The organism is Luteibacter sp. 621 (assembly GCF_050435445.1).
GTDB lineage: Bacteria > Pseudomonadota > Gammaproteobacteria > Xanthomonadales > Rhodanobacteraceae > Luteibacter.
In genome coordinates this window covers 193,974-211,874 of sequence record NZ_JBNDKI010000006.1, presented here as the reverse complement: position 1 = coordinate 211,874, position 17,901 = coordinate 193,974, and the positions used below count along the sequence as shown (strand labels likewise).

The following is a 17,901-nucleotide window of genomic DNA, read 5'->3' as shown; positions in this document are numbered from 1 at the left end:
CGGGCCCCCCCCCCACCCCCCGTGTGTTCCCCGCCGAAGCCCCCCCCCCCCCCCCCCGGGGGGGCTCAGTGGTTTGTGGGGGGGGCGGGGGGGGGGGGGGGGGGGGGCGCGCCCCCGGGGGGGCCCCCCCCCCCCCCCCGCTCCTACAGTGGTGAGGTTATTTGACCAGCAGATTCGCCAGTGATTGCGCTTGCTTGCGAATTTCCGGAATCGCGGTGGATTCCCACAGGGCACCACGCAACAAGCTGCCGATGGCGAACAGGTTGCCGCGGGGCTTGCCGTCCCCGTCGAGCAGGTGGCCATCGGGCTGTGCCGAGAGGCCGAGCCCCATCCGGTCGGGCGTGACCAGGCCATCGATGACGAGCTGGCGCATGAGGGTGTGATCCGTGCGCAGCGTGTCGGTGTTCAGGCCCACCGTCTGGATGACGATGTCGTAGGTCTCGGTGACCGTGTCGTCGTGTCCGGTGAAACGGCGGACGACATCCAGATCGCCATCCATGCGCAGCGACACGGATTGCATGCGCCCACGCAGGCGATGGAGCTTGCCGGCGGCTTCCAGCTCATGAACCTTCTTGTTCACCTGCGGCGGCATGCGGTGGCGCGCCCGTTCCCACGCCCAGCGGGCGTGGCGGAGGAAGCGCGCACGTTCGGAAGCGGGCAGCTGTTGCCAAAGGCCCTGGGTGTGCGGGCGCATGCCATCGACCACGGTGCGCCAGTCCTCGGCATTTTCCGTGGCTTCGCGAAGGCGGTGCAGCCATACGCGGATGTTCGGGTCATCCGCCATCTGCTCGGCCAGGTCGTTGCCATCATCGCCCGGTGCTGAAGCGGCGGCGAGGTGTGGCTCAGGCAGGTGGCCGTGGCGGGACAGTGCGGTGAAGCTGGCATTGGGCCAGCGCGCCGACAATTCCAGGACCACGTCGACGGCGGTCAGGCCAAGGCCGACCACAAGCACACGCAACGGCCGGTCGTCGCTTTCCGCGGCGGCGAGATACGGCCACGGATCGGTGACGTAACGGCCGCTGGCGATGGCGGCATCCTGCACACCGGGTAGCGGACGCGGGGGCAACGAGCCGATGGCGAGTACCGCCGCCTGCGCGTGGGCCTCTTCATCGCCATAACCGACCGTCACGCCCTCGCTGGACGGCACGAGGGATTCAGCGGCGAACGGAATGACGTTGATATCGTGGCCAAGCTGGCCGGCGTTCTTGATGGCGGCATCCACGCGCGACTGCAGGAAATCCCCGTACAGCTTGCGCGGCAGGAAATCCGAGCCCTTCACAGCCGGATTACCCGCCTGGGCGAACTCGAGGAACCCGCCGGGTTTGCTCACGAACATGCCCATGGACGCCGCGCGGACGTTGAGCAGGTGGCGATCGGAGGGCGTGCCGTAGGCGACGCCCCGGCCGGGCTGTGCGCTGCCCGCGAACCAGGTGAGGTGCAAGGGCTTGGGTGTCCTGCGCTCCAGCAGTTCACTCACCAGCGTCGCCGCTGCCGCGCCACCGCCGATGATGGCGACCTTTTGAAACATGTATTGGTCCTTCGCCCGTAGGTTGGGGTGGAGGGCCGTGAGACCGTCAGGCCGTCAGGCGTCCCGCAATGATCGATTGCCTCGGTCGTGCGATCCAGTGTCCAGAAGGACCCGGCTGCTCGTACGCGAGGTACTGTGCCAGATCGCCACCGTACACGTGAAGCGTGAGCGCTGTGTCGTGCCGCGACAAATTGCGGCAGCGATGGGCGTGCTCCTCCGCGCCCTCGAACCACGTGGCATCGCCAGGGCCCAGCCAGGTGCGGCCGACGCTGCGCAGCGTTTCGGCGGTGCCATCTTTGAGGAACGACTCAACCTCGAGCGCACCTGCGATCGTGGCCTCGAGGCCCCAGAGCCCGCCATGGTCGTGCACGGGCGTGGCGTAGCCCGGCGGCCAGGCAAGCACCAGCACGCTGACGGCCGGCTTGGCACGCTCGGCGAGCATCCAGCGCTCGAAACCGCGCCGGCGCTCGCGCAGGGCGCCCAGCGCCGCGGTGACTTCGTCATGCCGGGCGTGCAGGGCGCTGCCTATCTCTCGCCCCATGGAGGCGAGGTCGGGGGCACCGGTGTCCGAGTGGTCGAACGCGATGTCCCGCAAGGTTTTGATGATGGAAGAACGCTTACCCATGGAACGGGCCGCCCCGGCAAATCGACTGGCCCCAGTGGACCATGGCACCTGTTAAACAGGCGTAACCCCGGTCTTTCAACCGGCCTTTAAACCGTTTGCCGGCACCCCGCATCGAACCTGCGCACCGCCCATGGGGCGGCCGTTGCACGGAGACACACCATGATCGTCATGACCTCGCTCGTTGTCCTGTTTGCTGGCTTCTGGCTTGCCTTCGCCCTGGTGGGCGCCTTGCTCAAGCTGGTGTTCGGCATTATCGGCGGCGTCTTCCATATTGTTGCCAGCCTGGTAGGTGCGCTGGTCGGTGGCGTGCTCATGCTCGCCATCGCCCCGGTGGTCGCCCTGGCCCTCCTGCCGGTGCTCATCCCGGTGGCGTTCGTGGTTGCGCTGGTGTGGCTCATCGCCCGCGCCACCCGCAAGCCCGATGTCGTGGTAATGCACGCGCCGCGTTAAGCCCGAACAAATCCTGTAGGAGCGCGCTTGCGCGCGATGGGAGCTTGCCGTGAACCCCATCGCGCGAAAGCGCGCTCCTACACTGACGGTGAAGCGGGCGAACGTTGGGCGTTACAGCGAGCGAAGGTCGAAGGTCACGGGGATTCGCGCCCAGGCCTTCACGTGCTGGCCGTTCTGTACCGCCGGCTGGAACCGCCAGCTTGCGAGCACCTGCTTGCGAGCCGCGTCATCGAGCACCTGGTGGCCGCTACTGCTCTCCACCACCACCTCGAGTGGCTTCCCGCTTTCATCGACGAGTACGCGTAGCGTCACCGTACCCTGCATGCGGCCGCGGATGGCCTGGGTCGGGTACTTTGGAGCGGGCGCCGCCACGTAGGCCAGCGTGGTCTCAACGGGCGCCGCTTCGACCACGGGCCCTGGCGTTGCCGGCGCTTCGCTCACCGGCGGTGCCTGGACCATCCCTTCATCGGTCGGCGTGGCCGCGACGACGGGCGGTTGGGGAGCTACTTCATGCGGCTTCGGCGTGGTCACCGGGGTGGCCTTCACCAACGGCTGTAGCTTCAACTCCGGGACCGGCACCGGTTTAGGCGGCGTCGGATGGTCGATGAGCGTGATGGACTGGATCGTGGGTTTGAACGTGGCGATTTCCGCCACCATCGGCCGCATGACGGCGATGAGTGCGGCGGCATTGAGTGCGATGGCCGCGCTCATGGCAACGATGCGAACGGAATCCGGATGAATGCCGGACAGGGCCTGCGGACGGGCGAACGACATGAGCCACCTCCTTCGATGTGGGTGAAGGTGTTGCATAGTTCGTACTGCGTGGCGCCAAACACGGCCGGTGGGGACCGGCGGGGATCGTGTTCAGGTCCGGGTTCAGATTAGGCAGGGTTCGCAGGGACTTGCAATAGTTTCATTTGGATGGCTATTTCGGTTAGCTCTGACCGATTCGCGGCCTCAATGTGCGACCAGCATCGGGATGTCCGATTGCATGAACAGATAGCGCGTGGTGCCACCCAGTACCAGCTCGGACAGCCGCGAGCGGCCCCAGGCGCCCATCACGATCAGGTCCGCCCCCGCGTCATGCGCGATCTTCAGCAGCTCCGGGCCCGGCGAAGAAAGCGCCGACTCATCCAGCTGGCGCACGTCGGCCTTCACCCCGTGCGTATCCAGCCACCCGCAAATATCCGTGTCCGGCAGCGCGCAGGTGCCGATTTCCTCGTCGCGGCTACCGTCGATCACGGTGACCTTGCCGGCCTTGCGCAGCAGGGGCAGGGCCGAGCGGAGCGCAAGCGCCGACTCCCGGCTGCCGCTCCACGCCACCAGCACGTTCTCGCCCAGGGTCTCGACCGGTGCCGTATCCGGCACCACGAGCACGCCACGGCTGGCGCCGAAGACGGTACGCGACACCACGCCGAAACCAATGGGCGCATCGCCGCGCATGGTGGACGAACGTTCCATCACGACCAGGTCATAACCCGCCGAGGCATGGGTGAGCAGGGTCACCGTATCGCCGTTGCCGACCCGCCATTTGCCCTTCAGGCCGTGGGCGGCGAGCAGGTCACCCCAGTCGCCGGCCACCGCACGGGCTTCGGTCGCCCGCTGCCGTACCGCGTCTAGTTGCATCGGCACCGCCTCGGGCACGGTGAAGGCGGCGGCGGGCATATCGACAACGTGCATGCCATCGAGCCGGGCAGCGATACGCGAGGCCATGGCCAGGGCGGCACGCAGGCCGGCCCCCTGCAGGGGCAGGCGCGGGACATTGAGGAGGAGTTCGAGGGTCATGCCTGCATGGAACACCGCCCGGTGGCCCGAGGCAAGCCCCAGTTGCGAACCTTTCGCATCGGGCGGCGGCTTGGAGTACCCTCGGTGGTCACTTTGTGCACCGCGGAAAGAGCATGTCCCTCGAAAGCGCCCAGCCGCGCTACGGCTTTGGCGAAGAACTCGCAAGCAGCCTGATACACGGCCTGGGTATCGTGCTCAGCATTATCGGCCTCGCGGTACTGGTTGCCTTCTCCGCCATGTACGGCGGAACACGCACGGTGGTGGCAAGTTCCGTCTTCGGCGCGACGCTTATCCTGCTCTACACCGCATCGACGCTCTACCACTCGGTGCCACCGGGCGGCGTTGCCAAGCGCACGTTCCGCACGCTGGACCATATCGCCATTTTCCTGCTGATCGCAGGTACCTATACGCCCTTCACGCTGCTGGCGTTGCCGGGGGCTTGGGGGTGGGGCCTGTTTGGCACGATCTGGGGCCTGGCCATCCTGGGCAGCGCGGCGGAACTGGGCATGCTCAAGCGCTACCGCAAGGCGGCGGTGATCATGTACGTGCTGATGGGCTGGGTGGCCGTGGTCGCCATCGAGCCGTTGCGTGAGAACGTTGAAACGGGCGGGCTCGTTCTGCTGTTCGCCGGCGGCATCGCGTACACCGCGGGCGTGCCGTTCTACGTCTCGCGGCGCATGCCGTATGGGCACGCGATCTGGCATTTCTTCGTACTGGCGGGCAGCGTGCTGCATTACCTCGCCATTCTTCTTTACGTTATTCCCGACGCGCCGCGCTAAGGATGGTGTAGGAGCGCGCTTGCGCGCGATGGATTGGGTCTGAAGCCTGGGTGTTAGCGGGCTTCGCCGTATCGCGCGCAAGCGCGCTCCTACATTTACCTATTATTTCTTTTGCTGCTCGGGGATGAAGCGCGTGCGTACGGCTTCGGCGAGCAGATCGGGCGGGAGCAGGCCCTGGGCGATCAGGAAATCGTTGAACGCCTTGCGGTCGAACTTCTTGCCGAGCTTCACCTGGGTTTCAGCGCGTAGCTGCAGGATCCGCGAGTAGCCGTAGAAGTACGCCGTGGCCTGGCCGGGCGAGTTCAGCGTGTAGCGATCCAGCTCCTGGCGTGCCATGGGCTCGGAAAGGCCGACGTCGTTGACGAGGATATCGTGCGCACGGTCGCGATCGACCAGGCCCAGGTTGAGCATCGGGTCGAGGAACGCACGCGCCGCGCGCAGCAGGCGGAACTGCAGGGCGATGAACTGGCCTGCCGGCGGCTCGTACGGCACCATCTCGGCTTCGGCATACAGGGCCCAGCCTTCCACGTTCACGCTGTTGAAAGCGAACAGGCTGCGGGTGAGCGACACGCCCTGTTCCACCATGGCGGCGAACTGCAGTTCGTGACCCGGGCGGCCTTCGTGCGCGGTCAGCGTCCATGCGGCGGCTTCAAAGGTGAAATCGTCGTACATCTGCGACGCATCGCCATTGGCCGGCGGGTTGCCGGTGGTGAGCACGAAGGTGCCACGCTGCCCGGTGTTGTTGATGAAGGGCGGCGGATCCATGTGCGGTGCCGGCGTACGTGCGTTCTCCGCTTCGGAGGCCAGGCGCATGGCCAGCTCGCGCTTGGGCAGCTCTACGATGCGCTGCTTGCGGATGGTGTCTTCGATCTTGCCAATGACGGCGTGGTACGTCGGTACCACCTGGTCCTTGGCGAGCTGTTTCTTCTTCAGCGCCTTCAGCACATCGCGGTAGTCGCCATCGGGAAGGCCCTCGGCCTTAGCCACGACCGGCGCGAGCTGCTGCAGTGCGTACGAGGTTTCCATGAACTCGAGCTCAGCGCGGCCGATCAGGTCACGCGGCGCGATGTCCAGGCCCACCTGTTCCAGGTTGTAGGCGTACAGCGGCTCGGGCAGGCGGAAATCGGTGCGAGAGCGCGGCAGCACCGTCTTCTTCAGCCACGCGTTGTAATCCTTCAGCTGCTTGTCGAGCGTGGCCATCGCGGCTTCGCTGCCGGCAATCTTCTTCTCGGCGAACAGCTTGCGGATGCCGTCGACGTAGCGATTGGTATTGCCCAGCTTCTGCTCGATATCGGCTTTCACCGGACCGAGCAGCTGCTTGTCGCCCAGCTTCTCGGTGGTGCGTGCCTTGGCCTGGTCGACCAGGGCCGTGCAACCCTTGGTCGCACCGATGTAGCAGTTGAGGCGACCGAGCGCGGCCTTGTTCTGCTCCGGCGTGCTCTCGGCGTTGAGCAGCGAGAACTCACCGCTGAAGATCATCTGGCCCGCATCGAACCACGGCAGCATGTACTTGTCGTTGAGGTCGATGCCCTTGATGTTGCCATCGATCTGCTTGACCAGGATCTGCAGGTCCTGGTGCACATTGGGGTCTTTTTCTTCGGCAAGGCGCTTCTGCAGCTTCTCACGCACCTCGACCAGCGCGGCGCGCTGGCGTTTATCGATATCCGGGCCGAGGTCGGCGGTTTTTTCGTCGTAACCCTTCACGCCGATATCGGTGGCCGATTCCGGGCTGAAGCGGGCGGTGACATCCAGCAGCAGCTGCGCATCGGCGTTGCTGCGGGCGATCCAGGCCGGCTGTGCCGTCTCGGCATGCAGGCTACCTACCGCGAACGTGATCGCGGCAGCGAGGGTAAGGCGTCGGAACATGTGCATCTCCCCAGGTGAGTGAGCGGAGACTAGCCGGGAGCGCCTGGGGGCGCCATGTGCCACCGGATGGGTCAGGAGAGCAGCAGTGCCACGCCCGCCATGCCCAGCATGAGGAAGGAGATGACCACCTTGGCCAGCATGCCCACGAGCATGCCGACCCAGGTGCTGACCCCGACGTGTGCCGAGCGCAGGATGCTCTTGCCCGAAGACAGTTCACCGACCACCGCACCCGCGAACGGGCCGATGATGAGCCCGGGGATGCCGAAAAACATCCCGATCGTGGTCCCGACGCCCGCGCCCCACAAGGCCCTTGGCGTGGCACCGATCTTCTTCGCACCGAGTGACGCGGAGACGAAATCGAGCGCGACACCCACGGCGCCGACGATGCCGATGGCCACCAGCCAGCCCCAGCCCAGGTGCTGGTAGTCGTCGACCGCGGCAGCCAGCCAGATCCCGCCGAAGATCATGGGGATGCCCGGGAGGAAGGGCAGGATGGCACCCGCTACGCCGCCGACGATAAGTGCCGCGGCGAGCAGGTAAAGGGCGATTTCCATTAGCGGAACGCCCCGCGGTATTCCGGCTTCAGGTAGGAGAAGAACACCTCACTGGGCACATCGATCGCCTGGGGGCCGGCCGCATAGGCTGCCACCTGGTAGGGCGGGAAGATGAAGGTGAGGCCATGCACCTTGTCATCCGGCCCGGTAAGCAGGTTGAACACGCGGTAGTGATCCTTGCCGGGTGCCGTGCCTTCCTCGATCTGGCGGGTATCGGAGGCGAGCGGCTCATCCTGGTCATCCAGTTGGGTAATGAGCTGGCGCCGGGCTTCCGAGGCAAACACGTGCTCGGCGGCATCGGGATCGGTGAACAGCTCGCGGATGCCGACGACCCGATCAGCATCTTTGTCGAACGTGAAACTGTCCACGATGGGGGCGGGATGGGCGCCGCCGGTGAAGGCCTGGCCATCCACCTGCACATTGATGAAGCGATCGGTACGTGCCGAAACCGCGATGTCCAGATTCAGGTCCCATGGCATCTCACGCGCCCGGTCGCGGGCCCCCGGAGCATCCAGGCTATCGAGGAACGCGCGCTTCTGGCCATCCACGAAACGATCGATCGCATGGCGCAGGGGATCCGCCTTGGGCGGCAGCTTGGGGAGCGAGAGCTCCATGGTATAGAGGCGCTCCTGGCCGGAACGGGTATCCTTATCGGCACTCGCCTGCGCGGGCGGCGCCGTATGTCCGCCGTTCGTCTGGTCGGCGCCGTCGCGGCAGGCGGCAAGCCCGGCGGTGGCGATGACCAGCGACAGGATGTGTCGCACCAGCATTTCGGCATTCTCTCCCTGCGAAGCTCGCATATTAGCGTAGACACCACGCAGCGCAGAGGGCGTCAACGTAACGAAGGAACAGCGTGCACAACGCGATGACGGAAACCGTCACCCTGCTAAAGGCCGATGAACTGGGCCGCATCGAACGCGTGGAGCGCGACGGTGTCGTACTCATTCGCCGTGATATTGCCGCCGCGCGCTGGTGGGCGCGCTGGTTTGCGCGCCGTGCGGCCGCGCGCGAGGCGCGTGCATTGCGGCGGCTGGATGGCGTGGATGGGGTACCGCGGCTGCTGGCGTGGAACGGCAACGTGCTCGAGCGCAGCTACATGGCCGGCCAGCCCATGCAGGTGGGCCGCCCGCTCGATGCAGCGTATTACCGCGACGCCCTGCGCCTGCTGGCGGTGCTGCACCGGCGCGGCATCGTTCATAACGACCTGGCCAAGGAGCCCAACTGGCTGGTGCGAGAGGATGGCAGCCCGGGGTTGGTGGATTTCCAGATCGCCTGGACCCGTGGCCGGCGTGGCTCGCTGTTTCGCCTGCTGGCGCGGGAAGACCTGCGCCATCTGCTCAAGCACAAGCGCACCTACGTGGCCGACCGGCTCAGTGCCCGGCAAAAAGAGATCCTGGCCCAGCCCGCACCGCATTCGCGGCTGTGGCGGGCGACCGGGAAACGGCTTTATAAGCTCATCGCCCGGCGGATCTTCGGCTATTGGGATAACGAAGGGCAGGGGCGCATCCGCAAATAGGCGCGCCGTTTATTTTTCGACGAACGCCCGCTCGATCACGTAATCGCCCGGCTCGCGGGTGCGCGGGGAGGCCTGGAAGCCTTCGCCGTCGAGCAATACGCAGATGTCTTCCAGCATCGAGGGGCTGCCGCACAGCATCACGCGGTCTTCGGCCGGATTCAGCTGGGGCAGGCCGGTGGCGCGGGCCATTTCGCCGTCGGCGATGGCATCCGTGATACGACCGCGGTTGCGAAATTCCTCACGGGTGACCGTGGGGTAATAGACCAGCTTCTCGCGGACCAGATCGCCCAGGTACTCGTGGTTCGGGAGCTCGTTCTCGATATAGTTCGAGTAAGCCAGGTCGTTTACGTGGCGCACGCCGTGGGCCAGGATGATCTTGTCGAAGCGATCGTACGTTTCCGGATCGCGGATGATCGACATGAACGGCGCAAGGCCCGTGCCGGTGCCCAGCAGGTAAAGACGCTTGCCCGGCTTCAGGTCGTTCAGCACCAGGGTGCCCGTGGGCTTGCGGCTCACGATCACCGGGTCGCCCGGCTTCAGGTGCTGCAGCCGCGACGTGAGCGGGCCGTCCTGCACCTTGATGCTGAAGAACTCCAGGTGCTCCTCGTAGTGCGCGCTGGCGATGGAATACGCGCGCATGAGGGGGCGGCCATCCACTTCCAGGCCAATCATCACGAAATGCCCGCTCTCGAAGCGGAAGCCGGGATCGCGCGTGGTGCGGAAGCTGAAAAGCGAATCGTTCCAGTGATGTACGTCGATGACGTGTTCGGTCGCCAGTGCCACCATGGTGTGCGTTGCCTCTGAACAAATAGGGACGAAGCCACCGCGCCCCGCGCGGCAAGCCTTGGAATCAGCTGGGGAAGCGGCCCACGGGCCGCGCTGCCTGGCGCGTGGCGCCGCTCCCCCGTGGGGTGGGTGCGGGCTCAGGCCTATAAGGATACGGCATCCGGGGCCTTGTCGCCGCCAGGGTGGACCATCCCGTCTCGTCCTGGTCTAAGATCGGGCCGTCCCCCCAAGGAAGTTTCCAATGACTCGACCCGAGTTCGCACCGGGCCAGGCCTGGACCTATCGCACCCGTCCGGGTGAGGAAGCCTCGCGGGTCGTTATCCGCAAGAAGGACATCGAGCCGGAGGACGGGGAGGTGTTCCATATCTCCATCCTGGGCGTGAAGCTGCGCAACCATCGCCTGCCCGGTGGCCTGCAGCCGGCGATGCACCACGCCGCGGTGGCGCGCACCACGCTGGACCAGAGCCTGCTGGCGTACGAAGGCGATGGTGATGATGACGAGGTGTGGATGGACGGCTACGCCGTATGGCGCCAGGCGTATGACAACGGCGATGCCGGGGTCTTCGACATCCCGGTTAGCGAGATCCTCGGCTATATCGAGATGGTGATCGCGGCGTCGGGAGAGGTGAATTGATCCGCCGCGCGCTCGCTTGCCTTGTTCCGGTGCTGATCGCGGCCTGTGCCCACGCGCCGCCCATGGAGCCGGTCCGGCCGGCGCCACCGCCGCGCGATGGCAAAGTCAGCTACGAGGTCATTCCTGCTGGCAGTGCCGGGGAATACCAGATGCAGGATGGGCAAAGCTCGTTCGGTGCACAGGCCATCACGAATGATCCGCCGGCGTATCCGCCAGCCCTTGTGGCCGAGAACCTGCCGACGGTCGTGGTCCGTGCCAAGGTCATCGTGGATGGCGAAGGCAAGGTGTCGGATGTCCGCGATCTCGACGCCAGCTCCGTCGAAGCCACCCACAAAGCGTTCTTCGCCGCCACCCGCGATGCGGCCCTGCATTGGGCTTACACGCCTATGACGATCGTGCAGGAACACGAGGATGCCCACGGCAACTTCAGCGAATCCCGCAGCACTGCCCCCTTCAGCCTGGACTATGCGTTCCGCTTTGAGCTGAAGGACGGCAAGCCCGTCGTGACCGCCACGCAATAAAAAAAGAGCGCCCGGTCCTCCCGGAAACCAGCAGGGGAGGTGCTGGTTCCGGGAGGCGGGCGCAAGCGTCACACAGGGATTGGGTAAAGCGGTTTAGAAGTCGTACGAGACCGACAGACGCGCGTAACGCGGGTCCTGCGTGATCAGCGGTACGCGGTACAGCGGGTGCGGCGTACCACGCGACTGCCATTCCGTCGGATAACGGAACACGGCGCGCTGCTGGTTGGTCACGTTGAACACGTTGGCCGAGAACGCCAGGCGATCGCCACCCCAGGTCGGGCGGTAGGTCAGGCCCAGGTCCCACTGGTACGTCCACGGCAGGCGGCCCTTCTCACCCGGAGGCGACGGCTGGCCGTCGCACCAGTGGTAAGCGCTTCCATACAGTGCCGGGTCGGTCTGGCCGGGGCCGTAGTAGCCCAGGCACACTTCCGGCGCGCCCGAGGCGATCTGGAAGTTGCTCGAAAGCTGCCACTCGGGTGCGAACTGCCAGTAACCAAACGCCTTGAACACGTGCGGGTGGTCGTTGCCCAGCGGGCCGTTGGCGTAATCCATCACATAGCTGTTATCCCAGTCCATGCTGCCGGCGGCGCCGTTCTGGCGCGAATCGGTACGCGACTGGCCTTCCGTGTTGCCGTACGAGCGCGAGAACACGTAATCGAACTTGCCGTACCACGTGCCGTCGAACTGGTGCTCCATGTAGAGCTCGAGGCTGTAGTACTTACGCTTGGTGGCGGGCATGCCCATTTCCTTGCGCGACAGGTCCACCGTGAACGGGTTACCGGACGGGTCGAGCAGGGTGAAGGTGTTGCCATGGCCGCCGTTGACCAGGTAGCAGCTGTTGGTCGAGCCGACGGTGTGGCCCTCGGCTTCGGCCTTGGACGTGACCAGGTCGATATCGCAGAAGTCGTCGATGACGGTGTTGAGCTTGCGGTAGGTCGCCTTGGCGCCGTAGGACCAGTTCTCACCCAGCAGCTTGTCGAAGCCGAGGATGTATTCGTCCTGGTTCTCCGCCTTCAGGTTCTTGCCGGCGACCGTCCGTGGGTCGGGCGGGATACCGTACGAGTTGTTGCCCGAAACGACGCCGCTCATCTGGGTGAGGCCCTGCGGGCTACCGTCGGCAGCGATACCGGAATAGGTGTAGTACTGCTGCGTCGAGACGTAGCCTGCGGCAGCGCCCGTCGCCGGATTCAGCGGCAGGCCGAGGTAGTAACGGCCTGCGTTGGCATACACCTTGAAGCTGCCATCACCGTTCACGTCCCACGCGGCACCCAGGCGCGGAGCCCACTGCGGGCGGGTCTGCTTGATGAACGGCTCACTGAACTGGTTGTAGTCGGTGAACTGATCGTTGCGCAGACCAACCGTTACCAGCCAGCGATCGCTGACCTGCCACTTGTCTTCGATGTACTGCGCCTTCTGATCGGAGCGCACGTTGACGAGGTTATAGACGATATTGCGGCTGACGAAGTAACCCGTCTGGCCATTCGCGAACTGCGCAGGCGCGGGCACGTAGTTACGCCCAGGCGTGCTGTTGATCTCTTCGTTCGGATCTTTCTGGAAACCGTAGTTCCAGCTGTAGCCGGGGCCCGGGCTGACGCTGCCAAAGTCGAGCACCTGCGACTTGACGTTATCGATACCCGCAGAAATCGTGTGATCGCCCGCAACGTACTGCACATCGAAACGAAGGTTGTTCGACTTGTTGCCACGACCCGGCGAGCTGATGTCGGCCACCTGGGTGTTCTTGATGGCGGTGCCGCCATTCAAAGCCGGGTTCTGGTTGCCCGATCCATCCACGCGAGCGAGGGTCGGATCGTAGTTGCCGGCCTGGTCATAGTTCTTGACCGACATCTTGCCGTACTGCGCGCTGATGGTCAGGCTATCGGTAATGTAGCCCGTGTACTTCGCGTTCCAGAAATCGCCGCCGACCTTCGTGTCATTCACCGGGCCGATGGTGTTCGTGCGCGACATGTTGACGTAGTCATAGCCGTAGCGCGTACCACTGCCCGAGCGCTTGTCACCCACATCGGTGAATTCCAGGATGTGGTTGTCGGTGATGTTCCAGTCGAGCTTGGTGTACCAGCGCGGGTTCTCGTACGTGTTGGTGGATGCAGGGGTGCTGCTATCCACGGCGTTGACATTGCGCAGGCCGTCCTTCTCAAACTCGGCTGCCGCGAAGAAGAACAGCTTGTCTTTGATCAGCGGGCCGCCGGCGTATGCGCTAACGGTCGTTGCCCACTTGTCGTTCTGGCTCTTCGGCTGGTAGAGGTCACCCGCCGGTGCGGACGAGGGCGTATTCGCATAGTGCAGGTTCGGGCCAGACGCACGCGCCCAGTTTGGCTCCCAGAGAATCTGCGCACCGAAGTGCCATTCGTTGGTGCCGCGCTTACCCACCTGGTTGATCACGCCGCCGTCGGAACGACCGTACTTGGCGCTGTAACCGCCCGTGTAAATTTCCTGCTGGTCGATCGCGCCGTACGGCAGCTGGATGCCGCCGGCCGCATTGAGCGGATCGGTGGTGTTGAAGCCGTTGACGTAGTACGCGTTTTCGTTCGATGCGGCACCGCCGAAGCTGGCCAGCGAGCGGCCGGTATCGCTGGTGAAACCGCCACCGTTGTTCACGACACCCGGAGCCAGGCGAGCCACGGCTTCAGCGCTGCGGCCGAGCGGCAGCTTGGCGAGCTGTTCGGAGGTGATGACGGTACGCGAGTCAACCGAGGTGACGTCAATCGGCGGGATCGCCGTACCCGTGACGGTCACGCCGCTGAGCGAGGTGGCGTCCGCGGCCGTCGCAGCGGCCGGAGCGGCGAACGACACGTCCGTGCTGGCACCGACGCGAAGCGAAATGTTCTTGCGCGTATCGACCACCGTACCGTCGCGCATCAGCGTGACGTTGTAGGTGCCGAGCGGCAGCTGGGTAATGGAGTAGTGACCACGCTCGTCGACCGCGACTTCGCGGTGCAGGCCGTTGGTGCTATCGACGACGACGGTCTGGTTGCCGCCGGCCGGGACGGAACCGTTGAGGTTACCGGTGGTCGACTGCGCGTAGGCGGTGCTGATGCCGCCCAGACAGGTGCCCATGGCTAGCGCCAGAGCGGTCCTGCGAAACAGAAACTGGTACTTCATGCCTTCCCCGAATGGTCAATGCCGAAAATAACGGCAACACGGGGACGCAGCTGCGGGTTCGTGCCCGCGGCTTTCGATTGCTGGAGCTATGAAGAGCCCCTCCCCGCGCTCCGTCGCAAATAATCCATTTGCCTCGATCCAAATGGACTGCCCGCCAAGGTGTACAGCAGCCTAGCTAGGTTGTCCAGCGTCTTTCGTGCGTGCACGCATGGCCGTATAGCCGTCTGAACGCATTGATGCATCGCAGCAGAAAACAGTGTAACTATGGGTATTTGTGCAATTTCATGCTGCCCATCACGGTTCGCGTAAACGATTACATACCCACCGGGAAAAAGCCGAAAGTTTCTTTCGAAAATCCTCATCTGCGAGGTGGTTTTGCTCACGTCTCATGCACATTTGGATCGTGGGAATTCTGACCGACGGGGCGATGGCGCTGTTTGAGTCCGGGTAGAATTCTCGGGGTGTCGCCGCTGTCCGCGAAAAATCGGACGGGAATTCGTCGTAAAATGCGCCCGGTCAACGATTCGAAAGTGCCGTAGGCGTATCCGGGGCAGGATCGATAGGTGGCGCAAGGCGTGGAAAGCCCTTGCAGGGTAATCGAAAGATAACGAAATGAGCCACTTGCCAGCGTCGCGGCAGAACATAGACTAGGCGGGTATTGGGGGAGTGGTGGAAGTCAGCCTGGCATGAAGATCGATCGCGGTAGCGGCAAGCGTGCCGGGCCGGTGATGCTCAGCGAGGTCGCCGAGCGGTTGCGCAACCCGCGCATTGACCGCATCGTGGCGAGCTTCCGCGAGCATCACGTGTCGCTCGTGCGCACCGTGCTGCTCGGCTTCATCGTGGTCTGGACCGCGGCCTGGCTGCATGGCCCGACGCCCATGGCGCTCGAGTCCCACCACGTCTTCCCCCTCGCCCTGGCCTTGTTCGTTTCCAGCACGTTCTGGATGCTGTTCGTTCGCGCGGGTTGGCTCAAGGTCACCTCCCGGCTCGATGCCATCGGTCAGGTGGCGAATTTCGCCATGGCAGCCGTGCTGCTCAAAGCGGCGTTCATGCTGGTCATTACCGTCACCGCTGTGCTGCCGTTCCTGTCAGTTGCGGTGGGCATGCGCTACAGCCGGCGCGCCTTCGCGGCCAGCGTCGTGGCGTCCGTGGCGATCCTGGCGGTGGCGGCGCCTGACGGTTACTGGGTGAACCGGCCGGCCTATGCTCTTTACGCGCTGGCGTTGACCGTTGTACTGCCGATGACGCTGTACCGCATGATCGATGCCCTGCGTGAGGTCTCCGCTGAGGCTATCGCTTCACGTGAGGCCCAGCACCGGTTCATCTCCATGATGAGCCACGAGATGCGCACGCCGCTCAGCACGGTGATCCATGCGGCATCGCTGATCGATACCTCGGTGATGAACGACGACCAGCGCCGCCTGGTGGCCTTGCTTTCGACCAGCGCGAACGCGCTGCTCCACCGCGTGAACGCGGTACTCGATGTGGCATCGTTTGCGGGCGGCAGTTTTACCCTGCGCCAGCAGCCGTTCGCCTTTGACGAAGTGCTCGCGACTGTCGGTGCGGTGTGCCGCCCCTCGGCGGCCGACAAGCGGATTGCCTTCAGCGTAGCCCGCGATGCATCGGTGGAAGGCATTTTCATGGGTGACCCCGGGCGCATCGAGCAGGTGCTCTCCAACCTGGCATCCAACGCGCTGAAGTTCACGCCGCCGGGCGGTACGGTGGATGTCCGCGTTGAACTCACCGAAGGGGTAGGCGGGCGCGACCCCATCATCACCTGCACCGTCCTCGATACTGGTATTGGTATCGCCGATGTGGACAAGCAGCGCATCTTCGATCCGTTCCAGCAGGTGAGCGTGGGCGAAAGCCGGCGTCAGGAAGGTGTCGGTCTCGGCCTGTACATCGTTCGCAATGTGTCGGGCCAGATGAATGGCCACCTCGAGGTGGCTGATAACCCGCTGGGCGGCTCGGTGTTCACCTGGCGCTTTCCCATGCCGCGTGCCGCGTACGGCGCGCGCAGCATGGCGGATATTCCGCTGGTGGATCTGCTCGATGCGCACAGCGCACGCGTGCCGCCGCAGTCGTGCCTGGTGGTGGACGATAACGCCGCCAACCGCGAGATCGTCGGGCGCATCCTTGAACGCGCCGGCCATCGTTGCGTATTCAGCGCCAGCGGCGACGAAGCGCTTGCACGCATGGATCGGGATGCGTTCGACCTGATCTTCATGGACCTGCATATGCCGGGGAGTTCCGGTTGGGATGTGCTGGGCCGGATCGAGGTATTGCGCCGCACGCAGGCGGTGCCGCCCATCGTGATGCTCAGTGCCGATTCCAGCCAGGATGCGGTACGTATCGCTTTCAAGGCCGGTGCGCGCGCCTACCTGACCAAGCCCATCGCGGCGCAGCGCCTGCTCGATATCATTGAGACCATTGCTGCGGAGCGTTCGCTGGCGACGGCGGCAAAGGCGTGGCAGCCCGAGTTGCCCGGTATCGAGCCGCGCCATGGTGGCACCACGCCGCTGGATGAAATGCGCGTGCTGGCCAGCCCCTCGGAGTTCGCCAGCTTCCTCGACCTATGCTCTACCGCCTCCGATGGCCACGTGGACGCCCTGCGCGACGCGATGCTTGCCGGGGACATCGCGGCCGCTTCGGAATCACTGCATGCCTTACGCAACGTGCTGGGCAACCTGGGCGTGCCCGGGGCGAACCGGGTGTGCGATGACCTCGGCGTCTTGATCGATGCAGGCGGCGACATGCGCCCCGCCGTCGCCGAACTGGATACGCTGTGCCGGTCCGTGGGCCACTACGTCACCATGCAGCGCCGCCAGGCTGGCGTGCCGGCGGGTAGTGCCGCGTGACATCGCTGGAGACGCTGGCTGGCGAGATTGACGATCGCGAAGGGGCCATCCCCGGGCTGAAACCCGATAACCAGGCGCGCATCGTGTTCCTTGAAGGCGTGCCGCGTGAGCGACGGGCCCTCTCGGTCGTTTACCTGCACGGTTTCACCGCGAGCCAGGCCGAAGGCGACCCGGCCCACCGGGCGCTTGCCCAGGCGTGCGGCGCGCACCTGTACCTCAACCGCCTGCATGACCACGGGACGGACGAACCGATGGCGATGGCGGGTGCCACGCCGCAACAGTGGCGCGACGACGCGGATGCGGCCTTCCAGATCGGACTCGCCCTGGGCGAGCGCGTGCTGCTCGTCGCGACCTCCATGGGTGGTTCGCTTGCACTGGACCTGGCGGCGACTTATCCGGACAAGGTGGCAGCGCTTATCGCGTGGTCACCGGGCATCCGCGTGTTCGACGAGGAGCAGCTTCGCGCCGCTACGTTGCTCGAGGGGCCGGTCGTCCCGCCAGGCGATCGCACGCCGTATCAGCGGCAGTACTGGTCGTCCGTCGTGCACTCCGATGCCTACCGCGCGATCGCCCGCCTGTTTGTTGAACGCATGCAGCCGGCCAACCTGGGCAAGGTCACCTGCCCGGTCTTGTTCGGCGCATGGGATGGCGGCGCGGGGGACAGCGACACGCTGACCTCGGTGGCGGCGATGCGCGAGGCCTTTGCATGGCTGGGTACGCCTGCATCGTCCCGGCGCTTCATCGGCTATGACCACGCGGCTCATGTTCTTGCGAACCCTAACCGTTCGCCTGCGGCAGAGCGGGTGCTGGCGGATGCGCTCGCCTTTCTCGCCGAGCATCGGCCATAGGTCGAGGCGACTTGGCGGCAGGTAACCGCTA

The 17,901-nt window shown here is 65.0% G+C and carries 16 protein-coding genes; 7 read left to right on the top strand and 9 right to left on the bottom strand.

The genetic code is table 11. The features are described 5' to 3' along the window. Positions 1 to 157: 157 nt before the first annotated feature. Together ABIE56_RS09495 and ABIE56_RS09490 are read right to left on the bottom strand one after the other, a co-directional pair. Positions 158 to 1,528: an FAD/NAD(P)-binding protein gene (locus tag ABIE56_RS09495; RefSeq protein WP_429243564.1), complete on the bottom strand. Its 1,371-nt coding sequence runs from the start codon at positions 1,526 to 1,528 to the stop codon at positions 158 to 160. 46 nt (positions 1,529 to 1,574) lie between these two features. Next, on the bottom strand, positions 1,575 to 2,153 hold the full coding sequence (locus tag ABIE56_RS09490) for a cysteine dioxygenase (protein ID WP_429243563.1): 579 nt from the start codon (positions 2,151 to 2,153) through the stop codon (positions 1,575 to 1,577). 159 nt (positions 2,154 to 2,312) lie between these two features. Between ABIE56_RS09490 and ABIE56_RS09485 the strand changes: the two genes are divergently transcribed. Then, positions 2,313 to 2,603, top strand: coding sequence for a hypothetical protein (locus ABIE56_RS09485; RefSeq protein ID WP_429243562.1), 291 nt, complete (start codon positions 2,313 to 2,315; stop codon positions 2,601 to 2,603). Between the two features lie 111 nt (positions 2,604 to 2,714). Here ABIE56_RS09485 and ABIE56_RS09480 read toward each other — a convergent pair whose 3' ends face one another. After that, positions 2,715 to 3,377, bottom strand: coding sequence for an energy transducer TonB (locus tag ABIE56_RS09480; RefSeq protein WP_429243561.1), 663 nt, complete (start codon positions 3,375 to 3,377; stop codon positions 2,715 to 2,717). Positions 3,378 to 3,560: 183 nt separating this feature from the next. Next, the gene (locus tag ABIE56_RS09475; RefSeq protein WP_429243560.1) at positions 3,561 to 4,388 is read right to left on the bottom strand and encodes a universal stress protein; all 828 of its coding nucleotides are present in this window, start codon (positions 4,386 to 4,388) and stop codon (positions 3,561 to 3,563) included. A 113-nt stretch (positions 4,389 to 4,501) separates the two neighbouring features. Here ABIE56_RS09475 and trhA point away from each other — a divergent pair, with 113 nt between their 5' ends. After that, positions 4,502 to 5,167, top strand: a complete 666-nt coding sequence (gene trhA / locus ABIE56_RS09470; RefSeq protein WP_429243559.1) for a PAQR family membrane homeostasis protein TrhA — start codon at positions 4,502 to 4,504, stop codon at positions 5,165 to 5,167. 102 nt (positions 5,168 to 5,269) lie between these two features. On the opposite strand, the gene ABIE56_RS09465 is transcribed toward trhA, so the two are convergent. From ABIE56_RS09465 to ABIE56_RS09455, 3 genes are all read right to left on the bottom strand, one after another. Continuing rightward, positions 5,270 to 7,033 carry a DUF885 domain-containing protein gene (locus tag ABIE56_RS09465; RefSeq protein ID WP_429243558.1) on the bottom strand — a complete coding sequence of 588 codons (1,764 nt, stop codon included), beginning with the start codon at positions 7,031 to 7,033 and terminating at the stop codon, positions 5,270 to 5,272. 71 nt (positions 7,034 to 7,104) lie between these two features. Next, positions 7,105 to 7,587, bottom strand: a complete 483-nt coding sequence (locus ABIE56_RS09460; RefSeq protein WP_429243557.1) for a DUF456 domain-containing protein — start codon at positions 7,585 to 7,587, stop codon at positions 7,105 to 7,107. Next, positions 7,587 to 8,357, bottom strand: coding sequence for a DUF3298 domain-containing protein (locus ABIE56_RS09455; protein WP_429243556.1), 771 nt, complete (start codon positions 8,355 to 8,357; stop codon positions 7,587 to 7,589). Before ABIE56_RS09455 ends, ABIE56_RS09460 begins: the two co-directional genes overlap by 1 nt. 95 nt (positions 8,358 to 8,452) lie before the next feature. Here ABIE56_RS09455 and ABIE56_RS09450 point away from each other — a divergent pair, with 95 nt between their 5' ends. Next, positions 8,453 to 9,103, top strand: coding sequence for a serine/threonine protein kinase (locus ABIE56_RS09450; protein ID WP_429243569.1), 651 nt, complete (start codon positions 8,453 to 8,455; stop codon positions 9,101 to 9,103). Between the two features lie 9 nt (positions 9,104 to 9,112). Here ABIE56_RS09450 and ABIE56_RS09445 read toward each other — a convergent pair whose 3' ends face one another. Beyond that, positions 9,113 to 9,889 (bottom strand): ferredoxin--NADP reductase, encoded by a 777-nt coding sequence (locus ABIE56_RS09445; protein WP_429243555.1) that lies wholly within the window; start codon positions 9,887 to 9,889, stop codon positions 9,113 to 9,115. A 241-nt stretch (positions 9,890 to 10,130) separates the two neighbouring features. Here ABIE56_RS09445 and ABIE56_RS09440 point away from each other — a divergent pair, with 241 nt between their 5' ends. Together ABIE56_RS09440 and ABIE56_RS09435 are read left to right on the top strand one after the other, a co-directional pair. Beyond that, positions 10,131 to 10,523 (top strand): hypothetical protein, encoded by a 393-nt coding sequence (locus tag ABIE56_RS09440; RefSeq protein ID WP_429243554.1) that lies wholly within the window; start codon positions 10,131 to 10,133, stop codon positions 10,521 to 10,523. Further along, positions 10,520 to 11,044, top strand: a complete 525-nt coding sequence (locus ABIE56_RS09435) for a hypothetical protein (protein WP_429243553.1) — start codon at positions 10,520 to 10,522, stop codon at positions 11,042 to 11,044. Before ABIE56_RS09440 ends, ABIE56_RS09435 begins: the two co-directional genes overlap by 4 nt. 93 nt (positions 11,045 to 11,137) lie before the next feature. Here ABIE56_RS09435 and ABIE56_RS09430 read toward each other — a convergent pair whose 3' ends face one another. Further along, complete coding sequence (locus tag ABIE56_RS09430; protein WP_429243552.1) at positions 11,138 to 14,164, bottom strand: TonB-dependent receptor; 3,027 nt, start codon at positions 14,162 to 14,164, stop codon at positions 11,138 to 11,140. Between the two features lie 686 nt (positions 14,165 to 14,850). Between ABIE56_RS09430 and ABIE56_RS09425 the strand changes: the two genes are divergently transcribed. Continuing rightward, entirely contained in the window at positions 14,851 to 17,022 is a 2,172-nt protein-coding gene (locus tag ABIE56_RS09425) for an ATP-binding response regulator (protein ID WP_429243551.1), read from the top strand. Beyond that, entirely contained in the window at positions 17,019 to 17,870 is an 852-nt protein-coding gene (locus tag ABIE56_RS09420) for an alpha/beta hydrolase (RefSeq protein WP_429243550.1), read from the top strand. The genes ABIE56_RS09425 and ABIE56_RS09420 overlap by 4 nt, the downstream gene beginning before the upstream one ends. The last annotated feature ends 31 nt before the right edge of the window (positions 17,871 to 17,901 follow it).